At 67.8% G+C, this 25,146-nt stretch carries 26 protein-coding genes; 13 read left to right on the forward strand and 13 right to left on the reverse strand.

Translation table 11 applies throughout. The features are described from left to right. The 4 genes from ACRDUX_RS15270 to ACRDUX_RS15285 all read right to left on the reverse strand — a co-directional run. Window positions 1-1,101: histidine kinase dimerization/phospho-acceptor domain-containing protein (locus ACRDUX_RS15270; protein ID WP_526414861.1), on the reverse strand; the 1,101-nt coding region annotated here is incomplete at its 3' end. Between the two features lies 1 nt (window position 1,102). Next, a complete protein-coding gene (locus tag ACRDUX_RS15275; protein ID WP_526414884.1) occupies window positions 1,103-1,771 on the reverse strand; it encodes a response regulator transcription factor in 669 nt (222 codons plus the stop codon). Between the two features lie 55 nt (window positions 1,772-1,826). After that, window positions 1,827-2,210, reverse strand: coding sequence for a hemophore-related protein (locus tag ACRDUX_RS15280; RefSeq protein WP_526414862.1), 384 nt, complete (start codon window positions 2,208-2,210; stop codon window positions 1,827-1,829). A gap of 201 nt (window positions 2,211-2,411) precedes the next feature. Further along, window positions 2,412-2,999 (reverse strand): hemophore, encoded by a 588-nt coding sequence (locus tag ACRDUX_RS15285; RefSeq protein ID WP_526414863.1) that lies wholly within the window; start codon window positions 2,997-2,999, stop codon window positions 2,412-2,414. Window positions 3,000-3,291: 292 nt separating this feature from the next. On the opposite strand from ACRDUX_RS15285, the gene ACRDUX_RS15290 reads away from it, so the two are divergent. The 3 genes from ACRDUX_RS15290 to ACRDUX_RS15300 are packed head-to-tail and all read left to right on the forward strand — an operon-like array spanning window position 3,292 to window position 7,486. After that, window positions 3,292-6,267, forward strand: a complete 2,976-nt coding sequence (locus ACRDUX_RS15290; RefSeq protein ID WP_526414864.1) for an MMPL family transporter — start codon at window positions 3,292-3,294, stop codon at window positions 6,265-6,267. Then, entirely contained in the window at window positions 6,264-6,779 is a 516-nt protein-coding gene (locus tag ACRDUX_RS15295; RefSeq protein WP_526414865.1) for an XRE family transcriptional regulator, read from the forward strand. Before ACRDUX_RS15290 ends, ACRDUX_RS15295 begins: the two co-directional genes overlap by 4 nt. Window positions 6,780-6,793: 14 nt before the next feature. Further along, window positions 6,794-7,486 (forward strand): alpha/beta fold hydrolase, encoded by a 693-nt coding sequence (locus ACRDUX_RS15300; RefSeq protein ID WP_526414866.1) that lies wholly within the window; start codon window positions 6,794-6,796, stop codon window positions 7,484-7,486. Here the strand turns inward: ACRDUX_RS15300 and ACRDUX_RS15305 are convergent. After that, the gene (locus ACRDUX_RS15305) at window positions 7,473-8,162 is read right to left on the reverse strand and encodes a hypothetical protein (RefSeq protein ID WP_526414867.1); all 690 of its coding nucleotides are present in this window, start codon (window positions 8,160-8,162) and stop codon (window positions 7,473-7,475) included. The two genes, ACRDUX_RS15300 and ACRDUX_RS15305, sit on opposite strands and share 14 nt — an antisense overlap. Further along, the gene (locus ACRDUX_RS15310) at window positions 8,159-8,749 is read right to left on the reverse strand and encodes a hypothetical protein (protein WP_526414868.1); all 591 of its coding nucleotides are present in this window, start codon (window positions 8,747-8,749) and stop codon (window positions 8,159-8,161) included. Before ACRDUX_RS15310 ends, ACRDUX_RS15305 begins: the two co-directional genes overlap by 4 nt. 77 nt (window positions 8,750-8,826) lie before the next feature. Here ACRDUX_RS15310 and ACRDUX_RS15315 point away from each other — a divergent pair, with 77 nt between their 5' ends. Further along, window positions 8,827-10,809, forward strand: coding sequence for a M13 family metallopeptidase (locus ACRDUX_RS15315; protein ID WP_526414869.1), 1,983 nt, complete (start codon window positions 8,827-8,829; stop codon window positions 10,807-10,809). A 58-nt stretch (window positions 10,810-10,867) separates the two neighbouring features. Here the strand turns inward: ACRDUX_RS15315 and ACRDUX_RS15320 are convergent, their stop codons facing one another. After that, window positions 10,868-11,866, reverse strand: coding sequence for a L,D-transpeptidase (locus ACRDUX_RS15320; RefSeq protein ID WP_526414870.1), 999 nt, complete (start codon window positions 11,864-11,866; stop codon window positions 10,868-10,870). Window positions 11,867-12,155: 289 nt separating this feature from the next. Here ACRDUX_RS15320 and ACRDUX_RS15325 point away from each other — a divergent pair, with 289 nt between their 5' ends. Next, the gene (locus ACRDUX_RS15325; protein ID WP_526414885.1) at window positions 12,156-12,455 is read left to right on the forward strand and encodes a thiamine-binding protein; all 300 of its coding nucleotides are present in this window, start codon (window positions 12,156-12,158) and stop codon (window positions 12,453-12,455) included. On the opposite strand, the gene ricR is transcribed toward ACRDUX_RS15325, so the two are convergent. Continuing rightward, window positions 12,452-12,787 (reverse strand): copper-sensing transcriptional repressor RicR, encoded by a 336-nt coding sequence (gene ricR, locus ACRDUX_RS15330; RefSeq protein ID WP_526414871.1) that lies wholly within the window; start codon window positions 12,785-12,787, stop codon window positions 12,452-12,454. The two genes, ACRDUX_RS15325 and ricR, sit on opposite strands and share 4 nt — an antisense overlap. A 15-nt stretch (window positions 12,788-12,802) precedes the next feature. Then, window positions 12,803-13,414 (reverse strand): DUF305 domain-containing protein, encoded by a 612-nt coding sequence (locus tag ACRDUX_RS15335; RefSeq protein WP_526414872.1) that lies wholly within the window; start codon window positions 13,412-13,414, stop codon window positions 12,803-12,805. Window positions 13,415-13,493: 79 nt separating this feature from the next. On the opposite strand from ACRDUX_RS15335, the gene ilvD reads away from it, so the two are divergent. The 4 genes from ilvD to lipE are packed head-to-tail and all read left to right on the forward strand — an operon-like array spanning window position 13,494 to window position 17,612. Further along, complete coding sequence (ilvD, locus tag ACRDUX_RS15340; RefSeq protein ID WP_526414873.1) at window positions 13,494-15,245, forward strand: dihydroxy-acid dehydratase; 1,752 nt, start codon at window positions 13,494-13,496, stop codon at window positions 15,243-15,245. Between the two features lie 32 nt (window positions 15,246-15,277). Then, window positions 15,278-15,889 carry a LysE family translocator gene (locus tag ACRDUX_RS15345; RefSeq protein ID WP_526414874.1) on the forward strand — a complete coding sequence of 204 codons (612 nt, stop codon included), beginning with the start codon at window positions 15,278-15,280 and terminating at the stop codon, window positions 15,887-15,889. Beyond that, complete coding sequence (locus ACRDUX_RS15350; RefSeq protein WP_526414875.1) at window positions 15,889-16,386, forward strand: peroxynitrite isomerase; 498 nt, start codon at window positions 15,889-15,891, stop codon at window positions 16,384-16,386. Before ACRDUX_RS15345 ends, ACRDUX_RS15350 begins: the two co-directional genes overlap by 1 nt. Next, window positions 16,383-17,612, forward strand: coding sequence for a lipase LipE (lipE, locus tag ACRDUX_RS15355; RefSeq protein ID WP_526414876.1), 1,230 nt, complete (start codon window positions 16,383-16,385; stop codon window positions 17,610-17,612). The genes ACRDUX_RS15350 and lipE overlap by 4 nt, the downstream gene beginning before the upstream one ends. Before the next feature lie 16 nt (window positions 17,613-17,628). Here lipE and ACRDUX_RS15360 read toward each other — a convergent pair whose 3' ends face one another. After that, window positions 17,629-19,635 carry an FAD-dependent monooxygenase gene (locus ACRDUX_RS15360; protein ID WP_526414877.1) on the reverse strand — a complete coding sequence of 669 codons (2,007 nt, stop codon included), beginning with the start codon at window positions 19,633-19,635 and terminating at the stop codon, window positions 17,629-17,631. A 106-nt stretch (window positions 19,636-19,741) separates the two neighbouring features. Between ACRDUX_RS15360 and ACRDUX_RS15365 the strand changes: the two genes are divergently transcribed. Next, a complete protein-coding gene (locus tag ACRDUX_RS15365; RefSeq protein ID WP_526414878.1) occupies window positions 19,742-20,320 on the forward strand; it encodes a TetR/AcrR family transcriptional regulator in 579 nt (192 codons plus the stop codon). On the opposite strand, the gene ACRDUX_RS15370 is transcribed toward ACRDUX_RS15365, so the two are convergent. After that, complete coding sequence (locus ACRDUX_RS15370; protein WP_526414886.1) at window positions 20,317-21,480, reverse strand: sulfotransferase; 1,164 nt, start codon at window positions 21,478-21,480, stop codon at window positions 20,317-20,319. The two genes, ACRDUX_RS15365 and ACRDUX_RS15370, sit on opposite strands and share 4 nt — an antisense overlap. 115 nt (window positions 21,481-21,595) lie before the next feature. Here ACRDUX_RS15370 and ACRDUX_RS15375 point away from each other — a divergent pair, with 115 nt between their 5' ends. The 3 genes from ACRDUX_RS15375 to ACRDUX_RS15385 are packed head-to-tail and all read left to right on the forward strand — an operon-like array spanning window position 21,596 to window position 23,742. Next, window positions 21,596-22,171, forward strand: coding sequence for a TetR/AcrR family transcriptional regulator (locus tag ACRDUX_RS15375; RefSeq protein ID WP_526414879.1), 576 nt, complete (start codon window positions 21,596-21,598; stop codon window positions 22,169-22,171). After that, window positions 22,168-23,295, forward strand: coding sequence for a DUF1214 domain-containing protein (locus ACRDUX_RS15380; protein ID WP_526414880.1), 1,128 nt, complete (start codon window positions 22,168-22,170; stop codon window positions 23,293-23,295). The genes ACRDUX_RS15375 and ACRDUX_RS15380 overlap by 4 nt, the downstream gene beginning before the upstream one ends. Before the next feature lie 9 nt (window positions 23,296-23,304). Next, entirely contained in the window at window positions 23,305-23,742 is a 438-nt protein-coding gene (locus tag ACRDUX_RS15385; RefSeq protein ID WP_526414881.1) for a type II toxin-antitoxin system Rv0910 family toxin, read from the forward strand. Between the two features lie 73 nt (window positions 23,743-23,815). Here the strand turns inward: ACRDUX_RS15385 and ACRDUX_RS15390 are convergent, their stop codons facing one another. Together ACRDUX_RS15390 and ACRDUX_RS15395 are read right to left on the reverse strand one after the other, a co-directional pair. Next, window positions 23,816-24,580, reverse strand: a complete 765-nt coding sequence (locus ACRDUX_RS15390) for an inositol monophosphatase family protein (RefSeq protein ID WP_526414882.1) — start codon at window positions 24,578-24,580, stop codon at window positions 23,816-23,818. Between the two features lie 218 nt (window positions 24,581-24,798). After that, window positions 24,799-25,146 (reverse strand): nucleotide-binding domain containing protein (locus tag ACRDUX_RS15395; RefSeq protein ID WP_526414883.1); only part of this gene is annotated, 348 nt, incomplete at its 5' end.

Genomic DNA, 25,146 nt, shown 5'->3' on the forward strand with positions numbered 1-25,146 from the left:
GGCGAGCACCTCACCGCTGCCCTCCGTCGCCGCATGCCGATGCGCGGCCAACACGATCCGGGTGGCGCCCCCGTGCGCGACGGCGTTGCGCACCAGGTTGTCGACCGCGAGTCGCAGTCCACCGGACCAACCCCAGATCGTGCCGATGGCCTCGTCGCTCTGTACGACGATCTCGATGTCGCCGACCCGGCCGTTCTCGCGGGCCACCCGGTCAAGCATGTCCGTCACGTCGATCAGTTCGCGGTCCTCCGCCTGCGCGAGCTGTCCCGACGCGAGCTGCCCGAGTGCGGTGATGATGGCCTCCACCCGGCGCTGGGCGCGCGCGAGGTCGCCGACCACCTCGTCGCGCTCGTCGGCGGGCAAGTCATGGATGCGCAAAGTGTCGAGGTCGGCCCTCATCGCAGTCAGCGGAGTCCGGAGCTCGTGCGCGGCGTTGGCGGCGAAGTCCTGCGCGGCCTGAAGCGAATTCGTGGTCGCCAGCTGCGCCGCGGCGAGGCGGGCGAGCATGCCTGCCATCGCGTCCGACAGCTCCTCGGCCTCCCTGGCACCCCGCACGGCCGTCATCTGCTCGCTGCCCTTGCCGAGGCGCATCGTCTGTTCGGTGAGCCGCCGCAGCGGCCGGATCGCCGGACCCGCCAGCATCCAGCCCAGCCCGCCTGCCATGAGCACCGTCACGACGCCGACCACCGTGTACAGCGGGATCCTGGCGCGGTTCAGCAAGATGCTGTCGGCCCGGATGCCCACCGACATCAGCACCCCACCCTGCTGGTCGACGGGGATGGTGCGCACCCGGTACTCGATGCCGTTGACCGCGACGGTCTCGCTGCCCGGCGGCAACTGCGGCAGCTGAAAGCCGCGCTGGAAGACCACCTGGCCCGAGGAACGCGACCGGCCGGTCTGGAGTACGCCGTTGGTTTGGTCGTAGACGCTGGCGTCGACGATCGAGTCCAGCCGACGGTCGAGCTGCGCTGCGTCGTTGTTGGCCAACACCAACGACGTCAGCACCGTGAACACTGCGACGACGGCAGCCGCGGCCGCCGCCGAGGCGAGGGCGACGCGGGTGCGAAGTGACGCAGACCGGCCGAAGCGGGGCAGGCGCACCTCAGGGCTCGTCGCGCAGGACGTACCCGATCCCGCGAACCGTGTGGATCACCCGTGGGTGGCCATCGCGTTCGAGCTTGCGCCGCAGGTAGCTGATGAACACGTCGGCGACGTTCGTGTCGACGTCGAAGTCGTAACCCCACACCAGCTCGAGCAACCGTTGCCGCGACAACACCACCCCGGCATTCTCGGCGAGCACGGCGAGCAGGTCGAATTCCCTCTTGGTGAGGTCCGCCCGCTCGCCCTCGACGAACACCAAACGCCTGGCGGTGTCGATGGTCAGCGGCCCGACGGTCATCGTGTCCGGCGAACGCTCAGAGAGACCCGACCGACGCAGCAGCGCGTGCAGGCGGGCGACCAACTCGCCGAGGTCGAACGGCTTGGTCAGGTAGTCGTCCGCGCCCGCCTCGAGCCCGGCGATGCGATCGTTGACGGTGTCGCGCGCGGACAGCACGCAGATCGGGATGTCATTGCCGAGCGCCCGCAACGCGGTCACGACGGCCACGCCATCCAGCTCCGGCATCTGCACGTCGAGAACCAGCGCGTCGAGCGACTCGTTCGACAGCAGCCGCAGCGCTTCCTTGCCGTTCGCCGCGACCCGCACGTCGAATCCCGAATGCCTCAAGCCACGGGACACGGACGTTCTGACGTCCGGGTCGTCGTCGACCATCAACACCGTCCGACCCGCGCCGTCGAGCGCAGGTGGCTCTGCCAGCCGCACCGGGTTACGGAATGGCTGGCGCGGGCGCTGCGCCGCAGCGGTTCTTCAGATCGACCAACGGCTGACGGATGCCCGTCAGGTCGGTCTTCACGCCTGGGTTGTCGTCCAAGTACTTGGCCACCTCGGTACGAACCGCGTCACGCGGAAGACCTTCGAGGCTGGTGAAGAACCAGTTCACGTCGGGGTGGGTGAACAGGTACGCCGACGTCGAAGCCGACACGCCCGACGCCACGCCCGCGAGGTCCCCTGCGGTGCAGTTCGGGGGGTTGAGGGCCGGATCATCTGCCATGGCAGACGGAAGCGCACCGAACAACATGGCGCCTGCGATCACGCCGGCGCCCATCGCGCCAGCTAACGCACGTCGCCCAGCACGGGCCGAGATTGACATGGCCAAGCTCCTTCATCGAATGTGCAGAGTTCCTCGGCGACCCCGAAAAACCTCTGCGGCCGTAACCCCGAGCGGCTACCGACATCGAAAAGCTAAGCAGAAAGGGTCACGACTTTCTTGCCTTGCGATGAACCAATCCTGAGAAAGACCGAAAGCCCAGCTCACGGGTTTCTCGTGAGCGAGCGGGCGAGTCGCTGCGGATTACCTGGCAGTGCCAACGGTGCTCGTCGAGGGCCCAGGCAGCGGACCGGTGCCAGGCGCGACCGCGGCAGCAGGCGAAGACTGGGCGGGCACCGACGTTCCCGGCACCCCGACGGTCTGCGCCTTTGGGGTCGCACCCGGCAAACCGCCGGGCAGTGCCCCTGGCAGCGAACCGGCCTGCGACTGCGCACCTTGGAGCAGGCCCATCAGCTGGGGCACCGTCACCGGCAGCTTGCAGCGGGCCGACAGGTTCATCAAGGGCTGTTGCAGCGTCTGCACGTCCTTGGCTGCCTGCGGATTGGCGTCGAAGTAGGACTTCAGTGCGCCGAGGGACTGCGGGCCCGCCTGCTGCTGCGAAATGGTCGTCAGCGCCGTGTTCGTGCTTGGGTGCGAATCGAGGTAGTTGCCCGTCGAGGTGGCCACCGAACCGATGGTGCGGGCGACCTCGCTCGCTGCACACGGATCGGCGGCAGCCGTCGCCGACGGCGTGCCCTGGATCGCCATCGCGACCACTACGGCACCACCGGCTGCAGACGCAGCGAATACGGCACCGAGCGAACGGCGGGTGATCGTCGCGGTCGTCTTCATGGGTAACTCCTTAATGAATACGAACGTCCGACTACGTTATTGACGCGCCCATCGGCGGTAATCGGGTCCCCGACCCAGAAATGGTCAAGCGCCATAGTGCCATCGGGGTGGTCCAGCTACCAATCTGCACAGCAAATACCCAGGTCAGTCAATGAAGTAGCGGGCGGCAACCCGCCGCGCTGCGGCCCGACCGGGCTGCGCTCACGCGAGGAGCGGCTACCCTACCTCGTGCTGGGGTACGCTCACGCTACGAAACGCGGGGAGAAGGCAGGGGTCCGCCATCCAGCAGTTCATGTTGCGGTTGAGCAGCAAGCTGCGCAGATACCGTTGGGCGGTCTTTGCAGCATGGCTGCTCCTTCTGGTCCCGTCGGTGTTTCTGGCGCTCAACCAGTCGGGCAACCTCACCGGTGGCGGATTCGACGTGGCCGGCTCCCAGTCGCTGACCGTCGAGCACGCCGTCCAGGATCACTTCCCCGACCAGGGCGCCTCCCCCCTTGCGCTGGTCGCGGCGCCCCGCGCGGATGCCTCGTTCGCGGACATGACCGGCGCCGTCACGCAGCTCGAGAACATCGCCGCCGGAATCCCCAGCGTCAAGATCGTGCCCAACCCGCAGCAGCCGCCACCGCAGCCCGACCGGCCCTACGTCGTCAGCCTGCAGACGGACTTCAACAGCGGCAGCTCGGACGTGGCCAAGAAGTTGCGCAAAGAGGTCGGCATTCACGGTGACCAGCCGGGTCAGACCGAAAACGGCAAGGTCAAGCTGTACGTCATCGGCCAGGGCGCCCTTGGCGCCGCGGCGAGCGAGGCCACCAAGCACGACATCGCCCAGGCCGAGAAGTGGAATCTGCCGATCGTCCTGATCGTGCTGCTTGCGGTGTTCGGATCGCTGGCCGCGGCCGCGATGCCCCTGGTGCTCGGCATCTGCACGGTCGTGGTGACCATGGGCCTGGTCTATCTGCTGTCGATGGCCATCCAGATGTCGGTCTTCGTGACGTCGACCGTGTCGATGTTCGGCATCGCGCTGGCCGTGGACTACTCGCTGTTCATCCTGATGCGGTTCAGGGAGGAGCTGCGGTCCGGGCGCGAACCGGCGCAGGCGGCGGACGCGGCCATGGCGACCTCCGGGCTCGCCGTGCTGCTGTCCGGCCTGACCGTCATCGCGTCGGTGACCGGCATCTACCTGATCAACACGCCCGTCCTCGCGTCGATGGCGACGGGTGCGATTCTCGCGGTGGCCGTCGCCGTTCTGACGTCGACGACCTTGATTCCGGCGGTACTCGCGACGGTCGGCAAGGCGGCGTCCAGGCGCTCGTCGTGGCTGCACGTGTCCCGGCGCCCCGAGACCACGCAGTCGCGGTTCTGGACCCGGTGGGTCGGCTGGGTCATGCGGCGCCAGTGGCTGTCGGCGCTCGGCGCGACGGTCGTCCTCCTGGTGCTGGCCACGCCCGCCTTCGCCATGACGCTCGGCAACAGCCTGCAGCGCCAGTTCGAGCCGACCCACGAGATCCGCGGCGGGATCAGCGCCGCTGCCCAGGCGCTTGGCCCCGGCGCACTCGGCCCCATCCGGGTCCTGGTCACCTTCCCCGACGGCGATGCCAACGGACCGGAGCACACCGGTGCCCTCGACGCGCTGCAGCAGAAGATGGCGCAGGGACCGGACATCATGACGGTCACCCCGCCGGTGTTCGCCAGCGACAATCGCAGCGCTCTTTTGTCGGCCGTGCTGTCCGTCGACCCCGAGGACCCGGCGGCGCGCACGGCCGTCGACTGGATGCGGACCGAGTTGCCCCGCGCGGCACCAGGATCGCGTGCCGTCGTCGACGTCGGCGGACCCACCGCGCTGCTCAAGGACTTCGACGATCGGGTTGCCACGACCCAGCCCATGGTCTTCGTGTTCGTCGCACTGATCGCGTTCGTGATGCTCCTGATCTCGATCCGCTCGGTGTTCCTGGCGTTCAAGGGCGTGTTGATGACGTGTCTGTCGGTGGCGGCCGCCTACGGCAGCCTCGTCGTCGTCTTCAAGTGGGGCTGGTTCGAGGCATTGGGGTTCCAGCCTCTCGAGTCGTTGGACAGCACCATCCCGCCCCTCGTGCTCGCGATGACCTTCGGGTTGTCGATGGACTACGAGATCTTCCTGCTGACCCGCATCCGGGAGCGCTTCCTCCAGACCAACAACACGCGCGACGCCGTCGCGTACGGCGTGAGCACCAGCGCCCGCACGATCACCAGCGCTGCGCTGATCATGATCGCCGTGTTCATCGGTTTCGCGTTCGCGGGCATGCCGCTGGTGGCCCAGCTCGGCGTCGCGTGCGCGGTCGCCATCGCCGTCGACGCGACCATCGTCCGGCTGGTGCTCGTACCAGCCCTGATGGCGATGTTCGCGCAGTGGAACTGGTGGCTTCCTGGGTGGCTCGACCGCGTCCTGCCGTCGGTGGACTTCGAGAAGCCGCTGCCCAAGGCCGACATCGGCGACCTGGTGGTCATCCCAGAGGACATCTCCACGATGGGACCGTCCGGCGCCGACATCCGCAACGTGGTGAAGTCGGCGGCGAAGCTGAAGATCCTCGCGCCGCAGACCATCACGGTCGCCGATCCGCTGGCGTTCAGCGGCTGCCTTCCGCCGGAGGTCTCGCTCGGCGACCACGTCAAGGGTGGCGACGAGCCGTTGGCCGCGCTCCGTCCTGGAGACACCGCACGGCTCAGCACCAACTACCACGGCAACGGGAAGGCGACCAGGGCCAACGGCGGGCGCAACGGCAGCAAGTCCGTCGGCCGGTACTTTCCACGCCATCCCGTGCACCCGGTGACGATGTGGCGCGGCCGTCTCGCGGTGGCGCTCGATGCACTGGCAACGGCCGCGGACGCCGACCGGCCCACGGTGCGACGGCTCGGCCCGATGGAGACCACCAACGTCCTGCTGCCGACCGGTGACCGGCTACAGATCCCGACGGGCGCCGAGACGCTGCGTCTGAAGAGCTACCTGATCATGTGCCGCAACAGCGCCAGGGACTACGCCGAGTTTGCTGATCTGGTCGAGTCGATGGAGACTCAGACGGCAGCAGTGGTGCTGGCCGGAATGGACCGGTACTACTGTGGTCAACGGTTGAGAAGCCAGTGGGTGGCTACGCAGCTAGTGCGGCGCCTAGCCGACCCGCACCCGTCGGATGACGACGAGGACTGGATGGGCCCCGATGCGGAGTCCGATTGGGCACACGTCAGGCAGCGTTGCCTGTCGGTGGCAGTGGCGATGTTGGAGGAGGCGAGGTGACGTTGACTTCAGATACGCGCAACGATGCCGCCGCCGGGCGCCCGAAGCCCGCGGCGACGGCAGCGCGTAGGCGTCAACCCGTCGACAAACGGCCGGTCGAGTTCTGGCCGACGTCGTCGATCCGCGCGGCGCTCGAGACCGACGATCTGACGGTGTGGCAGCGCATCGTGACGGCGATCAAACGCGACCCCTACGGCAGGACCGCCCGCCAGGTCGAAGAGGTCTTGGAGACCGCGCAGCCCTACGGCGTCTCGAAGGCCCTCGACGAGGTGCTGACCCGGACCCGCGCCCACCTCGAGGCGAACGAGTGTGCCGAGGTGGCGCGCCACATCCACATGTTGCTCCACAGGTCCGGTCTCGGCGTGGAGGAGTTCGCGTCGCGCATCGGCATTCCCACCGAGGACTTCGCGGACTATCTCGAGGGCGCGACCAGTCCGGCGGCCTCTCTGATGATCAGGATGAGGCGGTTGTCCGACCGCTTCGCCAAGATGCGCGACGGCCACCCCGGCTAGAGCCGAACACTTCAGTGGCGGCCACCTTTGCGTTGATCCCCGGTGCGGGCGGCAGCGCGTGGTACTGGCACCGCGTCACTCCCCTGCTGACCGATGCGGGTGTCGACGTCGTCGCAGTGGAACTGCCCATGGACGACGACGACGCAGACCTGAACACCTACGCCGACATCGTCTGTCGCGCCGTGGCCGACGTGACCGGTCCGCTCGTCGTCGTCGGCATGTCGATGGGCGCCTTCACCGCACCGATCGTCGCGACCCGGCGGCCCACCTCGGCAATCGTTCTGGTCAACCCGATGGTGCCCGCCGCGGGTGAATCACCGGGATCGTGGTGGGAGGCGACGGGCCAGCGCGCCGCCCGGGTCGAGTACTTTGCCCGAATCGGGTTGGGCGACAGAGACTTCGACATGACGGAAGACTTCTTCCACGATGTGCCCGACGCCGTGCGCGACGAGGCGTTCAGCCAGCCCGAGCCGCGGGAGTCGGATACGCCCTTCGAGCAGATCTGGCCGTTGGACGGCTGGCCGGACGTACCGACGCGGGTGATACAGGGCAGCGACGACCGCTGCTTCCCCCTCGAGTTTCAGCGCCGCGTGGTTCGCGAACGACTCGGCGTCGACGTCGAGGTCATGCCAGGCGGACACCTGATGGCCCTGAGCCGGCCGGCAGAACTCGCGGCGCGGCTGCTCGCGCCACTCAGCGGGAGTTGATGGGCGAAAGGTCGTCCACCAACCACCGCCCGTCCTGCTTGAGAAGCGAAACCCGCAGTGGCAGTGGCACGGTCGCGGGTTGCTTGCCAGGCGCGTTCTGCGTGCCGCGCATGATCACTGCGACGATGGCCGCCTCCGGACCGATGGCCTCCACGCCCGCCGAAACGGTGCTCGCCTGGACGGTGAGGCCCTTGCTCGTCAGATCCTTTGCCATGGCGTCGAATTCGCCCTTGAAGGCCTCGGATCCATGCTGGGTCATCATCGCCGTCAACCGGTCGAAGTTGGCGTTCGGGCTCTGCGGGGTGAAGGTCGCCGACGCCTCGGCGGCACTGCTGGCGATGCCGACCACCTCGATGCCGTCGCGGTGCATGGCCGACTCCGGCGCCGTCCACCGCGTATAGCCGATCACGACGGCCGCCGTCAGCGCCACGGTGGTCAGGCCCACCACTGCCAGCCGCAGACCGGGTCCGTCGTCGTCGGTGCCGATCGTGACACCGTCGCGGCGGAACAGCACGCCGTTGACGACGACGCCCTGCACGATCAACAGGCACAGCACCGAGCACACCGACACCCACCACAGCGGCCAGGCCAGCACGACGCCGAGGTACACCAGCGCCAGGATCGCTGCGAGCGGCGCGAGAACGTCGAAGGCCAGGACCCGGAATCGATTCCTCATCGGATGGTCTCCAGCCGCGAGATGAGCAGCTTGCCGTCCACGTCCGAGACCGCCAGGCGCAGGGTCCAGTGCACCGTCAGCGGCTTCGCACCCACGTTCTGGCTCACCGACGTGGCCACCACGATGACGTTGTCCGTGCGCGACGCCACGGTCGCGAGCTCGGGCGGCGGCACGGGCGCCAGACCCGCGTCACCGGGTGAGGCGTGGAACAGCGACTCGATCGCGACGGATTCGACCTGGCCCACCGTCTGGGATTGCAGCTTCTGGACCACCTGGCTGAACGGTTCGACCGCCGTCTCGAAGTTTGCGTTGAGCTGGCCGATGGTGCCGTCGTGCAGCGTCGTCATGCTCTGAGTGACGGTGCCGGAGTTCATGTTGATCAGGACGCCGGTCCAGTCGGCTGCGGCCTGGAGCACCCTGGTCTCATAGGCGCGGTCGGCGACGTCATGGCGGTGACCGGTCCACATCAGCACCGCGAGCACCACCGCGACCACCGAAATCACGCCGAGCACCGCAGAGCCGATGCCGTACCCGCTCACCCCACCGCTACCGGCCCGAGTGCGCTCGTCATCGAGCTCGTCTGGCATGGGCGTGAGGGTACCCGGCGCTGCGTCGCCGACCGGCGGGCGGCGGCGGGCCTGCCACCGATGGCAGGATGGCGGGGGTGACGTTAGAAGCTACCCACTCCGGTATCGATCTGTCCTACGTCGACGACGATGCCCGCCCCCAGGACGACTTGTTCGGTCACGTCAACGGCCGCTGGCTGGATGACTACGACATCCCGGCGGATCGGGCGACCGACGGTGCGTTCCGATTGCTCGCCGACCGCGCCGAGGAACAGGTGCGCGACCTGATCATCGAGGCCGCTGCGGCGGAGGCGGCGGCAGGCACCGAAGAACAGCGGGTCGGCGATCTGTACGGCAGCTTCATGGACTCCGAGACGGTCGCGCGGATCGGCGTGCAGCCGCTGCTCGACGAGCTGGCCACGATCGACGCCGCAGCCGACCGGACCGCGCTGGCGGCCGTGCTCGGCGGGCTGCAGCACACCGGTGTCGGCGGCGGCACCGGGCTGTACGTCGACACCGACTCCAAGGACTCCACGCGCTACCTGCTCCACCTTTCGCAGTCCGGCCTTGGGCTGCCCGACGAGTCCTACTACCGCGACGCCCAGCACGCCGCCATCCTCGCCGCCTATCCGGGACACGTCGAGCGGATGTTCGCGCTGGTCTACGGGGCATCGGAGGCACATGCCGACACCGCAGCGCGAATCGTCGCATTGGAGACCAGGATCGCCGCGGCGCACTGGGACGTCGTCAAGCGTCGCGACGCCGACCTCACCTACAACCTGCGCACCTTGACCGACCTGGTGGCCGAGTCGCCGGGCTTCGACTGGGCCGGCTGGATCTCCGCGATCGGGAGCACGCCGGAGGCGGCTGCCGAGGTCGTGGTGCGCCAACCCGACGCCCTGACGGCCTTCGCCGCGCTCTGGTCGGAGGTCGACCTGGAGGACTGGAGGCGTTGGCTGCGTTGGCGGCTCATCAGCTCTCGCTCGGCGATGCTGACCGATGAGCTAGTGGCCGAGAACTTCGACTTCTACGGTCGCACTCTGAGCGGCACCCAGGAGATTCGCGACCGCTGGAAGCGCGGCGTGGCCTTGGTGGAGAACCTCATGGGCGACGCCGTCGGCAAGCTCTACGTTCGGCGGCACTTCCCGCCGGGCGCGAAGGCACGGATGGACCAGCTGGTGGCCAACCTGCGCGAGGCCTACCGCGTCAGCATCAGCGATCTCGAGTGGATGACGCCGGAGACGCGCGAGCGGGCGCTGGCCAAGCTGGACAAGTTCACGCCCAAGATCGGCTACCCCGTGCGCTGGCGGGATTACCCGGGGTTGGTGATCGACCGCGGTGACCTTTACGGAAACTACAAGCGCGGCAACGCCGTCGGCTACGACCGCGAGCTGGCCAAGCTGAGCGGGCCCGTGGACCGCGACGAGTGGTTCATGACGCCGCAGACCGTCAATGCCTACTACAACCCGGGCATGAACGAAATCGTCTTTCCCGCAGCGATTCTGCAGCCACCGTTCTTCGATGCCGACGCCGACGACGCGGCCAACTACGGCGGCATCGGCGCGGTGATCGGACACGAGATCGGTCACGGCTTCGACGATCAGGGCGCCAAGTACGACGGCGACGGCAATCTGGTCGACTGGTGGACCGACAACGACCGGACTGAATTCGGTTCCCGCACGGATGCATTGATCGCCCAGTACGACCACTTCGTGCCGCGGCAGCTCGCCGAGGGGCAACACGTGAACGGCGCCTTCACGGTCGGTGAGAACATCGGCGACCTTGGTGGGCTCTCCATCGCCCTGCTGGCCTACGAGCTGTCGCTTGGCGGCAAACCCGCGCCGGTGATCGACGGCCTTACCGGCGTGCAGCGGGTGTTCTTCGGTTGGGCGCAGGTGTGGCGCACCAAATCCCGCGACGCGGAGGCGATCCGGCGACTCGCCATCGACCCGCACTCACCGCCGGAGTTCCGGTGCAACGGCATCGTCCGCAACCTCGACGCGTTCTACGACGCGTTCGGCGTCGGCGAGGCCGATGAGCTGTACCTGGAGCCGTCGAAGCGCGTGAGCATCTGGAACTGACCCACCAACGAAGAACGGCCGCCCCAGTCGGGGCGGCCGTCTTTCGTATGGTCGAGCCTTACATCTGCCAGTCCTGAGCGCCGTCGTTCTGGGTGTAGGTGCCGACGGAGTTCTTCACGACGATCGGGTCACCGCTGCCGAAGTTGTCGAAGAACCACTTCGCGTTGGCCGCACTGAGATTGAGGCAGCCGTGGCTGACGTTGGTCTTGCCCTGGTCGGCCACCGACCACGGCGCGCTGTGCACGAAGTTGCCGCTGTTGTCGATGCGGACCGCGTTCTGAACCGTCAGCTTGTAGCCCTGTGCCGAGGTGCTCGGGACGCCGTACGTCGCGGAGTCCATCACGATGCTTGGAAACTTCTCGAGCACGTAGTACGTGCCGTTCGCGGTGTCGTGCCCCGGCTTGCCCATCGAGACCGGGAAGGTCTGTTCCAGCTTTCCGTTCCGCACGATCTGCATCTGGTGCGTCTTGTTGTCGACGGTCGCGACCAGCGATTCACCCGTCCGGAAGCTGGACTTGGCGCCACCGGCGTCGATGTTGACGGTGGTGTTGGCCGGCCAGAAGTCGATGGGACGCCAGCGCAGCTGCGTGTCGCTGAGCCAGTAGAACTTGCCGGGGACCGGCGGCGTCGATGACACGTGCACCGCGTCCTGCGCCATCTGGCGGTTCGCGATCGGCCGCGCGAAGTTGATGTAGATCGGCTTCGCGACGCCCACCATCGATCCGTTGGACGGATTGAACGACGGCGGCACGAACGGCGCCTGCCCGGTGAACGGCGTCGGGTTCTGCCCGGCGGGGGTGCCAGTCGGAATCACCGTGGGAGCCGCCGCAAGGGGGTCGGCCGGTGGAGGCGCCAGCGGATCGACCGGCGGGGGCGCCAGCGGGTCGGCAGGCGGCGGTGGGATCGGGTCGCCCGGCGGGGGGAAGCCGAATGGGGCGGGCGGGGGTGCGTCGTCGATTGGCGGCGGCGCAGGCTGCTCGATGGGCTGCGAGTCGATCGCCGCAGGATCGGGGTTGACCTCGGGATCAGCCCAGGCAGACGGGCCGTTGATGACCATGCCGCCGACCAAGCCAGCCGCGAAGATCGCCGTGGAAAATCTCGTGATGGTTCGCTTGAACGAGTCCTGGGGCATTCGCCACCTCCAATACAGAATTGATTCCAGTGTCGCACAGCGCGATGGTCGACTACCTTCCGCGAAGTTCCCGCGACCCGACCATTGCCCTTGCGAAACCGCACTGAGCTGCCCGTTTGATCGGCCCTGCCCGCCGTTTCGTTACGTCCGGCGGCAAAAGCACCGCAACGTCACAGCACATCCACAGGCGTTTCCGTATGCCAGGCTGGTCACCATGATCGTCGCCTTCAGCGTGAGCCCCTCGACCAGTGACGAGACGGGGGGCGTCGGCGAGGCGGTGGCCGAAGCCATTCGCGTGGTGCGCGCGTCCGGGCTGGCATGCGAGACGAATGCCATGTTCACGAACATCGAAGGTGAGTGGGACGAGGTGATGGCGGTCGTCAAACAGGCCGTCGACGCGGTCGCTGCCGCCTCACCGCGAGTGAGCCTGGTGCTGAAGGCCGACATCCGCCCCGGCTACACCGGTCAGATCACGGCCAAGGTCGAACGGTTGGAAGAGTCGCTCGACGGTTAGGACCTGACCAGTCTGGCGATGGCCGCCGACGCCTCGGCGAGTTTCCTCTCGGCTTCGTCCCCACCCTCGGCCACCGCATGCGTCACGCAGTGGCCGAGATGCTCGTCGAGCAGTCCGAGCGCCACTGACTGCAAGGCGCTGTTGACGGCGCTGATCTGCGTGAGGATGTCGATGCAGTACTTGTCGTCCTCGATCATCTTCGCGACGCCACGGACCTGACCCTCGATGCGCCGCAGCCGCTTCGCGTAGTTGTCCTTGTTGGGCGAATACCCGTGTGAGGCGGTCTCGTCGGAATGCAACGGCACCTCGGACCCGTCGGACGTTTCTGACATCGTCATTCTCCCCGATCACTCTCCCAGCATCTGTTTCATCTGACCGATCTCGGCCTGCTGGGCCGTCACGATCTGCTTGGCCAGCGCCTTGGCGTCGGCATTGACGCCGTCGGCGATCTCGGTGTTGGCCATCGAGATGGCTCCTTCGTGGTGGCCGATCATCGACTGCAGGAAGAGCCTGTCGAACTCGACGCCGTTGAGCGACGCCAGTTTCGTCATCGTCACATCGTCGACCATGCCAGGCATCTGCATGCCCTCCATAGCACCGCCGTGGCCTTCGTGGCTGGCATCCTCACCCGCGCTCCACTGCACGAGGAACGCCTTCATGGTCTCGATCTCCGGGCCTTGGGCCGCCGAGATCTCGGAGGCGAGCTTGATCACCGCGGGATCGGTCGACCGGTCGGGCACCAGAGCCGCCATTGCGACCGCCTGCTGGTGGTGCGGAATCATGTCGGTCGCGAACGCCACGTCCGCGGCATTGCTCTGGGCGTGCGCGGCTGCCGTGCTGGACTGGCTGCCGTGCTCGTGATCGGCATGCCCGTCCCCCGAGGTTCCGGCCGGGCTGGTACACGACGACAGGAGCAGTGCGGTGGCGAGGGCGGCCAGCAGGCACGCGAGCGACTTCATGAAATCCACCGTACCGGATACCCCGCAGGGGTATCCGAAATGGTTTGGTTGGCGAACGACACGAAGGCATACTTGATCAATGCCCTCAGCTCCCAATGGTCCGTCCGACTCGCCACATGGTCTTCGCGCAAGCGGCTCATCCAGCCCCGACATCAAGCCCCGTAGCCGCGACGTCACCGACGGCCTCGAGAAGACCGCCGCCCGTGGGATGCTCCGGGCGGTAGGCATGGGCGACGACGACTGGGTCAAGTCGCAGATCGGCGTCGCGTCGTCGTGGAACGAGATCACCCCGTGCAACCTGTCGCTGGACCGCCTGGCCAAGGCCGTCAAGGAGGGCGTGCATGCCGCGGGTGGCTTCCCGATGGAGTTCGGCACCATCTCGGTGTCCGACGGCATCTCGATGGGCCACGAGGGCATGCACTTCTCGCTGGTGTCGCGTGAGGTGATCGCCGACAGCGTCGAGACCGTCATGATGGCCGAGCGCCTCGACGGCTCCGTGCTGCTCGCGGGCTGCGACAAGTCGCTGCCCGGCATGCTGATGGCCGCCGCCCGGCTCGATCTGGCCAGCGTGTTCCTCTACGCCGGGTCGATCATGCCCGGCAAGGCCGTGCTGTCGGACGGCAGCGAGCGCGACGTCACCATCATCGACGCGTTCGAGGCCGTCGGCGCCTGCTCGCGCGGCCTGATGTCCCGAGCGGACGTCGACACCATCGAGCGCGCCATCTGTCCCGGCGAGGGCGCGTGCGGCGGCATGTACACCGCCAACACCATGGCCAGCGCAGCCGAGGCGATCGGGATGTCGCTGCCGGGCAGCGCGGCCCCGCCTGCCAGCGACCGTCGTCGCGACGGGTTCGCGAAGGCCAGCGGCGAGGCCGTCGTCGAACTGCTCAAGCGCGGCATCACCGCGCGGGACATCATGACCAAGGAGGCGTTCGAGAACGCGATCGCCGTGGTGATGGCGTTCGGCGGGTCGACCAACGCGGTGCTGCACCTGCTCGCGATCGCCCACGAGGCCGACGTGAAGCTGACCCTCGACGACTTCATCCGCGTCGGGGCGAAGGTGCCGCACCTGGCCGACGTCAAGCCGTTCGGCAAGCACGTGATGTACGACGTCGACCAGATCGGCGGCGTGCCGGTGATCATGAAGGCCCTGCTGGATGCGGGCCTGCTGCACGGCGACTGCCTGACCGTCACCGGCCAGACGATGGCCGAGAACCTCGCGCACATCGCGCCGCCGGATCCCGACGGCAAGGTGTTGCGCGCACTCGGCAACCCGATCCACCCCACCGGCGGCATCACCATCCTGCACGGTTCGCTTGCCCCCGAGGGCGCCGTGGTCAAGTCGGCGGGCTTCGACTCCGACGTGTTCGAGGGCACCGCAAGGGTTTTCGACGGTGAGCGCGCCGCGATGGATGCCCTCGAGGACGGCACCATCGTGGCGGGCGACGTCGTCGTCATCCGGTACGAGGGCCCCAAGGGTGGCCCAGGCATGCGCGAGATGCTGGCCATCACCGGCGCCATCAAGGGTGCGGGGTTGGGCAAGGACGTGCTGCTGCTGACCGACGGCCGGTTCTCGGGCGGCACCACGGGCCTGTGCGTCGGGCACGTCGCGCCGGAGGCCGTCGACGCCGGACCCATCGCATTCCTGGAGAACGGCGACCGGATCCGCCTCGACGTCGGCAAGGGCACCCTGGACGTGCTCGTCGAGGCCGGCGAATTCGACTCCCGCAAGGCGGGATTCAATCCGCCCGCACCCAAGTACCCCACCGGCGTGCTGGCCAAGTACCGCAAGCTGGTCGGCTCGGCCGCCCAAGGTGCGGTCTGCGGCTAGTTGCTCGTCGGTGGTGAGTAGGGTTTTCTCCCATGACGCTCGCGTTCCTCCTCACCTCGCTGATCGTGGTGGCGACGCCGGGCGCAGGCGCGCTCTACGCCGTTTCCACCGGCCTGGCCCACGGCGCGAAGGCGAGTGTGTTCGCGGCGGCGGGCTGCACAATCGGGATCGTGCCCGCGGTGCTGGCAGCGGTCACGGGCCTGGCGGCGATCATGCACAGCAGCGCGGTCGCGTTCCAGGCCATCAAGTGGGCCGGTGTGGCCTACCTGCTGTACCTGGCCTGGGTGACGTGGCGCGACAAGTCCGAACTGGTCGCCGAAACGACCGATTCCGAACGCCCTGGGCCGTGGCGCATCACCTGGACGGCGGTTGCCGTCAACGTGCTGAACCCGAAGCTGACGCTGTTCTTCGTCGCGTTCCTGCCGCAGTTCATCAGCCCGGCCAGCCCTGCCACGCGTCAAATGTTCTATCTCAGCGGGGTTTTCATGGCCATGACCTTCGTGGTGTTCACCTTCTACGGGGTGTTCGCCGCAGGCGTGCGCAATGCCGTGATCAGCCGACCGCGGGTGGTCGCGTGGATGCGGCGCACCTTCGCAGCGACCTACGTCGCGCTGGCGGCCAGGATGGCGGTCACGGCCCGCTAGTGAGCAACCATCCTCCAGACCTCCATCCCACGTTGGCGACGCTTGCCCCCCTGCTGGGCGCCTGGGCAGGCGCCGGCAGCGGCGAGTACCCGACGATCCCGTCGTTCGGCTACCTCGAGGAGGTCACGTTCAGCCACGTCGGCAAGCCCTTCCTGGCGTACGGGCAGAAGACGAAGGCCGCCGACGACGGTCGCCCCCTCCATGCAGAGACCGGCTACCTGCGGGTGCCGTCGCCGGGCCGGGTCGAGCTGGTGCTGGCCCATCCGACGGGAATCACCGAAATCCAGGAGGGCTCGCTGACGCTCGTTGGCGGCATATTGGAGTTGGAGTTGACCGCGACCTCGATCGGACTCACCTCGTCCGCGAAAGACGTGACGGCGCTGAGTCGTTCGATTCGCATCGACGGGGACGAGCTGACCTACACGCTGCGCCTCGGTGCGGTCGGCCAGCCGCTTCAACACCACCTGGCCGCGACGTTGCGCAGGAAGCAGGCGTGACGGCAGACGGCAGGATCCGGGTCCCGGCCGACCTCGACGCAGTGACGGCGCTCGGCGACGAGGATCACTCCGGCGTCGACCCCCACGCGGTCGAGCGGATCTGGCAGGCCACCCGCCACTGGTACTCGGCGGGGATGCATCCCGCCATTCAGGTGTGCGTCCGCCACCGCGGCAAGGTCGTCCTGAATCGAGCGATCGGCCACGGCTGGGGCAACGGCCCCGACGACCCGCCCGACGCCGAGAAGATCGCGGTGACCACCGAGACGCCGTTCTGCGTGTACTCCGCGGCCAAGGCCATGACCACGACGGTGGTCCACATGCTGGCCGAACGCGGCGTCCTCTCGCTCGACGACCGGGTCTGCGACTACCTGCCGAGCTACACCAGCCACGGCAAGGACCGCACGACCATCCGTCACGTGATGACCCACAGCGCGGGCGTTCCCTTCGCGACCGGGCCCAAGCCGGACCTCAAGCGCATGAACGACAGCGAGTACGCCCGCGAGATGCTCGGCAACCTGCGCCCCATCTATCCGCCGGGGTTGGTGCACGTCTACCACGCCCTGACGTGGGGTCCGCTGACGCGCGAGATCGTCTCGGCCGCCACCGGCAAGGACATCCGCGACGTGCTGGCCGATGAGATCCTGAACCCCCTTGGCTTCCGCTGGACCAATTACGGCGTTGCGCCATCGGATGTTCCATTGGTGGCCCCGAGCCATGCCACGGGCAAGCCGTTGCCTGCGCCGATCGCGGCGGCCTTCAAACTGGCGGTCGGAGGGACGACGCAGCAGATCATCCCGTTCACCAACACGCCGCAGTTCCTCACCAGCGTGGTGCCGTCGTCCAGCACGGTCTCGACCGCCAATGAACTGTCCCGCTTCGCCGAAATGTGGCGACGCGGTGGTGAACTCGACGGTGTCCGGATCATGCGCCCCGAGACCCTGCGCGCCGCGACGACCCAGGCCCGCCGACTGCGCCCGGACATCGCGATGGGCCTGATGCCGATGCGCTGGGGAACCGGATACATGCTGGGTTCCAAACGATTCGGCCCGTTCGGGCGCAATGCTCCCGCCGCCTTCGGACACACCGGCCTGGTCGACATCGCCGTCTGGGCCGACCCCGAGCGCGGACTGGCCGCAGGGATCGTCAGCAGTGGCAAACCCGGCGCCCATCGCGAGGCCAAGCGCTACCCTGCCGTTCTGGACAGTATCGCCGCCGAACTCCGCTAGCCGGTCGAGTGCCGGATCAGGCTGCAGGCAAACGCATTCCGTAGTGCACGCGTATCGTGCTGATCCGCCACCCCGCCGCGGCCCTGGCGTAGGTCAGGTCTGCACTCAGGTACGCCGCCCTCGGGTCGTCGGCGATCACCGCGGCGACCCACATCAGCCAGGAGCCGCACGCGGTGTCACCGGTGATGGTGATCACCGGATTGAGGAATGCGTGCATGGCGAATCCGACGTCGGCGGTGGCGACAGGCAGCTCGGCGACGATCGCCTGCAGTCCGCGGGTCGGTTCATCACCTTCGGCGCCGTAGTAGACGGCGTCTTCGGTGAAGACGTCCGCAAGTGCTTGCGGATCAAGGCCTTTGCCTCGATATCCGTGGTTGACGGCATCCGCGTACCGGTTGGTGACGGCGGCGATGGCCTCGACGTCCTCCAACCGGCGGAGTCGGCGCTCCTGCGGAAGCACCGGCATCGCCGCCGCGGTGAGCGCGTCGATCAGCGCCGAATCCCTGTCCTCCGGTGCGCTGACTGACCTCCACGCGACGTAGCCATCGGGCCGGATCAGGCTGGCGCCGTCGGGTTTCAGGCCGTACGCCGAACCGAATGAGCCTGGCCGATCGGTCGTCACCTCCTGTCCGATCAGGACGAATCGGACGTCGACACCGAGTGCCCTGGTGGCAGCGACAGTGGCGTCACCCCAGTCCCAATCCTCGGCGAGAAGCACCCATTCTCGCTGGAACAGATCCAGCGGCGAACCCTCGACGCCCTCGATCCGGACGGGAACGTGCGGTGCCCGCGTTCCCGGCTGCCCCAGCCACTGATCGGGGCGACGCGCGGGAGGAAGGTCGGCGCCGACGCCGGTCAGCGCGGCCGATCGGTAGAGCTGGCCCAGTTCCATCGCGACGTCGTCGATGACCGGCATGTCGCTGGACTGCCCTTCGATGTGTGCCTTGTAGTCCGCGCGGGCGAAGATCTGGTCGTGCCGCAGTTCGGCGACCGGTCTGCGCTCGGCGTCGTAGGTGGCCAGTAGATCCGGCCGCGAGTTTCCCGCAAGCACGGCCGCCAGCTTCCACGCGAGGTTGTGAACGTCCTCGATTCCCGTGTTGGCCCCGTAACCGCCGCGGTTCGGGGGCAACTGGTGGGCGGCGTCTCCGACGAGGAACACCCGCCCCCGACTGAACCGGTCGGCGATCTGCGCGGCAAGTTCCCACCTACCGGTGGTGATCAACTCGATGGGTAGGTCGTCGCGGCCGATGGCGCGCCAGATGGCGTCGTGCTGCTGCTCCTCGGACAGTTCGCGGTCGTCACCGAGCATCAGAACCCACCGCTCGTCGGCGTAGGTGGTCAGGAAGGCGGGGAAGCCGGGCTGTTGGATTTCGAACTGCACGACGCCCTTCTCGAGATACTCCTCGAGCGGGGCGCGAAACAGGATGCTGCGCTGCACCGACAGGAGGCCGCGGCCGTGCCGACCGATTCCGAGGGCATCGCGAAATCCGCTGCCTGCGCCGTCAGCGCTCACGACGTAGCGCGCACGCAGCGGGTACTGGCTACCATCGTGCCCTCGCAGCGTCACCGTGACCCCGCCGTCGTCCTGCGCGAAACCGACCGCTTCGGTGCCAAGTCGCAGGTCCGCACCCAACTCGACGGCCCGGTCCCGAAGAATCGGCTCGAGCCGGTCCTGGGCGATCGCGGTGGCTCGCACGGGCGACTGGACGACTGGCGGCGCCGCCGCGTCCTCCCGCGTCCACGGGTACTCCTCGAACCAGGCGCCCGCCAGACTCTCCACCCGCGCGCGCCGCGGTGGCCCGTCGCCATGGGCCGTGGACGGCAACGTGATGCCGACGGCGCGGAACAGCTCGAGCGTCCGGGTGGTGTACCCGATCGCCCGCGGGTGCAGGGCACTGCCGCGGTGCCGTTCGACCAGCACGACGGGAACCCCGCGCCAGGCGAGGAACACCGCTGCGGACAGCCCCACCAGACTGCCGCCGACGACGAGGACGTGCGTCGATTCGTGCTCGGTGACGTTCATAGCGGTTCCCTTCTCCATCCCCCACCTCCAGGAAAACACAACTCGATACAAACAACAACTCACTTAAGATATTGATCAAGTCAGGGGTTCTGATATTCTTCTCCTGATGGCCGAGCCGACGATGGGCCGCCGTGAGCGCAAGCAGGCCCAGACACGCCGCGCGCTGACGGATGCCGCGACGCGACTGTTCCTCGCGAAGGGTTACGACGGGGTCAGCGTCAAGGAGATCGCCGACGCAGTGGACATCTCGGTTCCCACGCTCTTCAACTACGTGCCCGACGGCAAGGAAGCCGTCATGTTCGACGACGGCGCCGAACGCATGGCCAGCCTCCTGTCGGCCGTGCGGGACCGGCCCGCCGGGCAGTCGGTCATGTCGGCGCTGCGCGCCTTCATGTCAGGGCGAGGACCCTTCGTAGTCGATCCCTCCCCGGAGTTCCGCGCGAAGACTGACTTGATCATGAGAACCCCTGCGCTGCGCGGGTATTCGCGCAAGCTCTGGTTACGGTGCGAGGGCCCGTTGGCCGATGCCGTCGCCGCGGAGATCGACCGACCGCCGGGTGACCCGACCGCCCGCGCGACGGCGCGGTTCGTTCTGGAGATTCCGGAGTTCGTCGCCGACGAGCACGACCCGCTCGCCGCGCTCAATGCGATCTTCGACCTGCTCGAGCACGGCCTGCCCCGCTAGCGCAGGAAGCGAGAGACGTACGGCGCGAATCGGTTTCGTAGGTCGTCCTCGTCGAGCCCGAACATCGCGCACGACGTGGCGACACGGCCCAGTCGGCCGCGCTCGTGGCCGGCCTGGTACTCGGCCATCGCCGTCCTGGCCTCGTCGGTCAGTGGTTCGCCCGCCAGCTCCATCACCCGTTCGGCCGCCCCGACCGGATCTGCGAGGAAGTCGTCGAACCGGACGTCGATCGAGCGGTCGCCGGCGACGACGTCGCGGTCGCGCATGAAGTCGGTGAGCATCAGCTCGAGGCGGTCGATCCAGGACGCGGCGATATCGTTCACGGGCACCGGCGATCGGTGCATCCGCGCCGAGTAGGTGATCATCGCGACCATCGACAGCGCGACCGGCACCGGGTCGCGGTGTGTAGAGACCAGCACCACCCCGGGAAACACCTTCTCCAGCACCGGAATCTGTTCGAGGTGCTGGGGCGACTTCAGCAGCCAGCGATGGCCGCCGCGCAGGAACTGCAGCGCCCTGAGTTGGGTGGCCAGATACTCGTAGGTCGAGGTCTGGTCGTGGGCCAGGTAGTAGTCACGCCAGCGCGGCACGTCCGCAAGCGTCTCCATGAACATCGTGGAGACGTCGTTGGCCAGCAGCTGGATCTCCTCGTGGACGTGGTCGGTGGTCATCTCGTGCATGAGCGCGAAGTGCGGCATGAGGGTGTTCATCATCGACACGGCGACGTCCATCCGGGCCACCCGCGGATCGGGCGTCATCCCCACCTCCGCGGGCAGCGGGAACGGCTCGAAGCTCTCCCAATACGGGATCGTGCGGAACGTCGGGGCGGCCGCCAACAGGTTGTGCAGATGGGTGGTGCCGGTGCGGGGCAACCCGGCGATCACGACCGGCGGCACCAGCTCGATGTCGCCGATCTCCGGGTGTCTGCGCAACAGGTCGGTCAGCAACAACCGGTTCTTCAGCCACTGTGACAGCTGCCCGAAGAAGTTGACGATGCCAGGGCCGTGCAGACCGTCGATGTCGCGAAGCGCGGCGAGGTAGACGTCGAGCCGCTCGCGGTAGTCGTCGGGCCCGAAGTCGTCAAGGCCGGTGTCGGTGCGGGCCCGTTCGTGCAGGACGTCCGCGTCGAGTGGGCACTCCGCTGCGAACGCCGCCATCATGTCGCGGAACTGCTCGGCTTCTTGGCTGAAGCGGGGCTCGGCGAGATCGTCGAGCTCGACTACTTGTCCTGCTGTGGCGTCGGTCACAATTCTTTATGTTACTCTGAGTTCCGTAATGACGACAGAGCTTGGCAGACCCCGCGATTCCAGGATCGACGACGCGGTGCTGCGCGCGACGGTCGAGCTGATCGGCGACGCCGGCTACGCGGATCTCTCGGTCGACGCCATCGCCAAGCGGGCGGGCACCAGCAAGCCCGCGGTCTACCGCCGCTGGCCGAGCAAGGCGCATCTGGTGCACGAGGCGGTCTTTCCGCTCGGCGAACACACCGCGCTGCCGGTGACCGGATCGCTCCACGGCGACGTGCGGGAGATGTTGCGCCGCACGGCTCGAGTGCTCAACACCCCGGCCGCGCGGGCCGCCCTACCCGGTCTGGTCGGCGAGATGGCGGCCGACCCCACGCTGCACACGGCGTTGCTGGAACGTTTCGGCGACATCCTGACCCGCGGGATGGGTGACTACCTCGCGGCCGCGGCAGCGCGCGGTGAGGTCAGGGCCGACGTCACGGCCCCCGATCTCGCCGAGGCCATCGCGGGCCTCACCTTCGTCGCCCTTCTGAACCGTGGTGCCGCACTCGACGACGCGTGGGTCGAGCGGACGACCACCTTGATCACGAGAGGAATCAGCGCATGACCGAACCCATCACCGGAGAGTCCGCCCACGAGTCCACCGCCGCGTGGCGCGAGCTCCTGGAGACCCTCGGCGGTCTCGACCGGACCTTCTTGGAAGGCGACAAGGCCGTCACCGACGACCGGCACGTCGCCGACGGCTATCGCATGCTGGCGACCACGTTGGGCGTCGCCTTCGACACCTATCTGTTCGCCGACCCCGGCAGGCCGCAGTGGATCGAGCTGAACTCCCCGTTCCGGCCGGACCGCCGGTGGGGCGGCGACAACACCGACGCCTACTACTTCATGTGCCCCGTCGATCCCATGCGCCGCTACCGCATCAGCGGCAATCGCGGTGACAGCGTGTACTTCTCGGTGACGGCGTACAACGAGCCGTCGCCGGGCGCCTGGTCGGATCGGATCGTGGCGATCGTCCGCGACGACGACCTCGAGTTCGACGCCGACGGGAACTTCACCTTCGACCTCGGGCCCACCCCCGACGCCGCCGTCCTGATGACCCGCGACTACCAGGCCGACCCCCACGTCGGCCGCGCGGTGCAGTGGCGCATCGAGGCGCTCGAAGGCCCAGAACCCTTCCGCCACGGCGACGCGGAGACGGCGGCGGCGCTGCGGGCCAGTGCCGCGTGGCTGCGCACCATGTTTGCGATCCTGCCGCTGACCGTCGGCGTGCGCGTCGACGACGCGTACGGCCTCGGTCACGAAATCTCCCAGGTTGCCAACGAATTCGCCGAGCCGTACCAGGTACCCGACGCCAACTTCGGGTGGTCGGCGCGCGACGCCTGCTACTCCTACGGCAGCTTCGTCCTCGAGGACGACGAAGCACTCGTCATCACCCACACACCCCCGCCGTGCCGGTTCTGGAACCTGGTGGTGTGGAACCAGTTCATGGCGACGCCAGGGGTGAGGGATGCCCGCAGTTCCGTCAACGGACACACCGCGGTGCCCAACGCCGACGGGTCGGTGACGATCGTGGTGTCCCGCGGTGAGACCGCGCATCCCAATTCGCTGACCACGCTGGACTATCCGGTGGGCAATCTCGCCTTCCGATGGTTCCTCGCCGACGGCGTGCCCGCCCGCCCCGAGGTCAAGCTGGTAAAGGTCGCCGACGCGCCGAGCGGCACCGACTAGCATTCGCGGGTGGCCAAAGTCGAGCTCTCCCGCAAGCTGTCCATCAGTCCAGAGGAGGCGTGGACGCACGTCTCGGACCTGTCCTCGCTCGGGGACTGGCTGGAGATGCACCAGGGCTGGCGCAGCGACCTGCCCGACGAACTGGCGGTGGGTACGACGATCGTGGGCGTCGCCGGCGCCAAGGGCATGCGCAACCGTGTCACCTGGACGGTCAAGGAGCTCGACCCGCCGAAGCTGATCGGCATCACCGGCGAGGGCGTCGGCGGCACCAGGTACGCGTTGAAGATGACGGTCGCACCGCTGCCGAAGGGCAAGGGGTGCGAGTTCAAGCTCAAGATCGACCTCGGCGGCGCACCCCTGTTCGGCCCGATCGGCATGGCCGCGTCTCGAGCCGTCAAGGGCGACATCGAGCGCTCCATCAAGAAGTTCGAGGAGCTTTACGGCTGACTGAACAGCGGAGCTGCAGGCCGCGCGAGGCCGTTGACGATGTCCCCAAAGCGCAGTGGTCTGAGTCGATCCTTCACTCGGGTCGCGCTGCAACCTCAGCGAGATCGGCTGCAAGGCTGAGGAGTTCGCGCTGCACGCCGGGGACCGCCGCCATGGCGCCGCTTGAGCCCAGGACCAGCGGGGCGCCCGCGTAATCGGTGCACAGCGCCCCCGCCGCACGAGCTATCGCGTGCCCGGCGACGACGTCGTACGGGTTGTTGTGGGCCAGCAACATGCCCTGGATCTGGCCCTGGGCCAGCCAGGTCCAGAGGACCGATGCCGCGCCGACGCTGCGAAAGCGCAGCGCCCGTCGGTGCACACTGGCCGTGAGGTCGAGGTACGCGTCCAGCCGGGCGCCGCCTCGGTGAAAGGCGTCGCCCATCCCGATGATCGCGTCCTCGAGTGAACCGACGTCGGCGACCGCACCCGAATCGACTCGCACGCCGAGGAACGGCAGATCGATCACGCCCAACGTCGGCACGCCGTCCTCGAGCAGGCCGAGCATCACCCCGCAGAGTGGCGACCCGGTCGCGTAGTTGATGGTCCCATCCAGCGGATCCGCCACCCAGACCTTGCCCGAGTCCAGACCTGCCCCGCCGCCCTCTTCGCCGTAGAAGCCGATCTCCGGAGTGGATGCCGCGAGCGAGCGTTGCATCGCCGACTCGCTCGCCAGGTCGACTTCGGTAGAGAAGTCCTTGGCCGCCTTGGCGATCCGCTGGTGCGGCTGGGCGCGTCCGGCTCGCAGGATCGCGACCGCTTCATCCACGGCGGCGTGCGCCGCCGCCAGCTCTGGCCTCACGCCAGCATTCTAGTTTCGATCGGTCGACGAGTTCGACGATCCGAGGACATCGAGCTGCCGCGGCTCCCGGTCTGGCCTATGCCGTGGTCCCCTCTTGGGTGTCGGGCGAAAGAACGGTGAATACTGGAATCGTTGAGCACCCAGGCCTGTGGCCTCAGCGATCAAGAAGAGCTGTTGTGCGGCCGCGGCCAGAGGCAGGGGACGTGGGCGCAACAGCGTCACGCGCTCCGGAGCGTGGTCACCACGTTGGCCAGGGCATGATCGTCACCGACGTTGCCGGCAAAGACGATGTACGGAATGCCCTGAGCCGGTCCGGCGACCGGCTCCCACAGCGACACGATTCCCGGCAGCATGTTGCCCCGGGACCAGGCTCGCCGTATCCCCAATCCCTCCGTCGCGGTGTCGGATGACGTAATTCCCCCCTTGGCGAGCACGAACGCCGGCCTGACCAGCTTGACGACTTCCTGCACCGTGCCGACGAGGGCCGCGCTGACCGTGCGGGCGATTTCGAGGCTTTCGGTCGCGTCCGCGCCAGTGATCAACGTCCGGCTCGTACCGATCACAAC

Source organism: Mycobacterium sp., assembly GCF_050701675.1.
In the GTDB taxonomy this organism is placed as follows: Bacteria; Actinomycetota; Actinomycetes; order Mycobacteriales; family Mycobacteriaceae; genus Mycobacterium.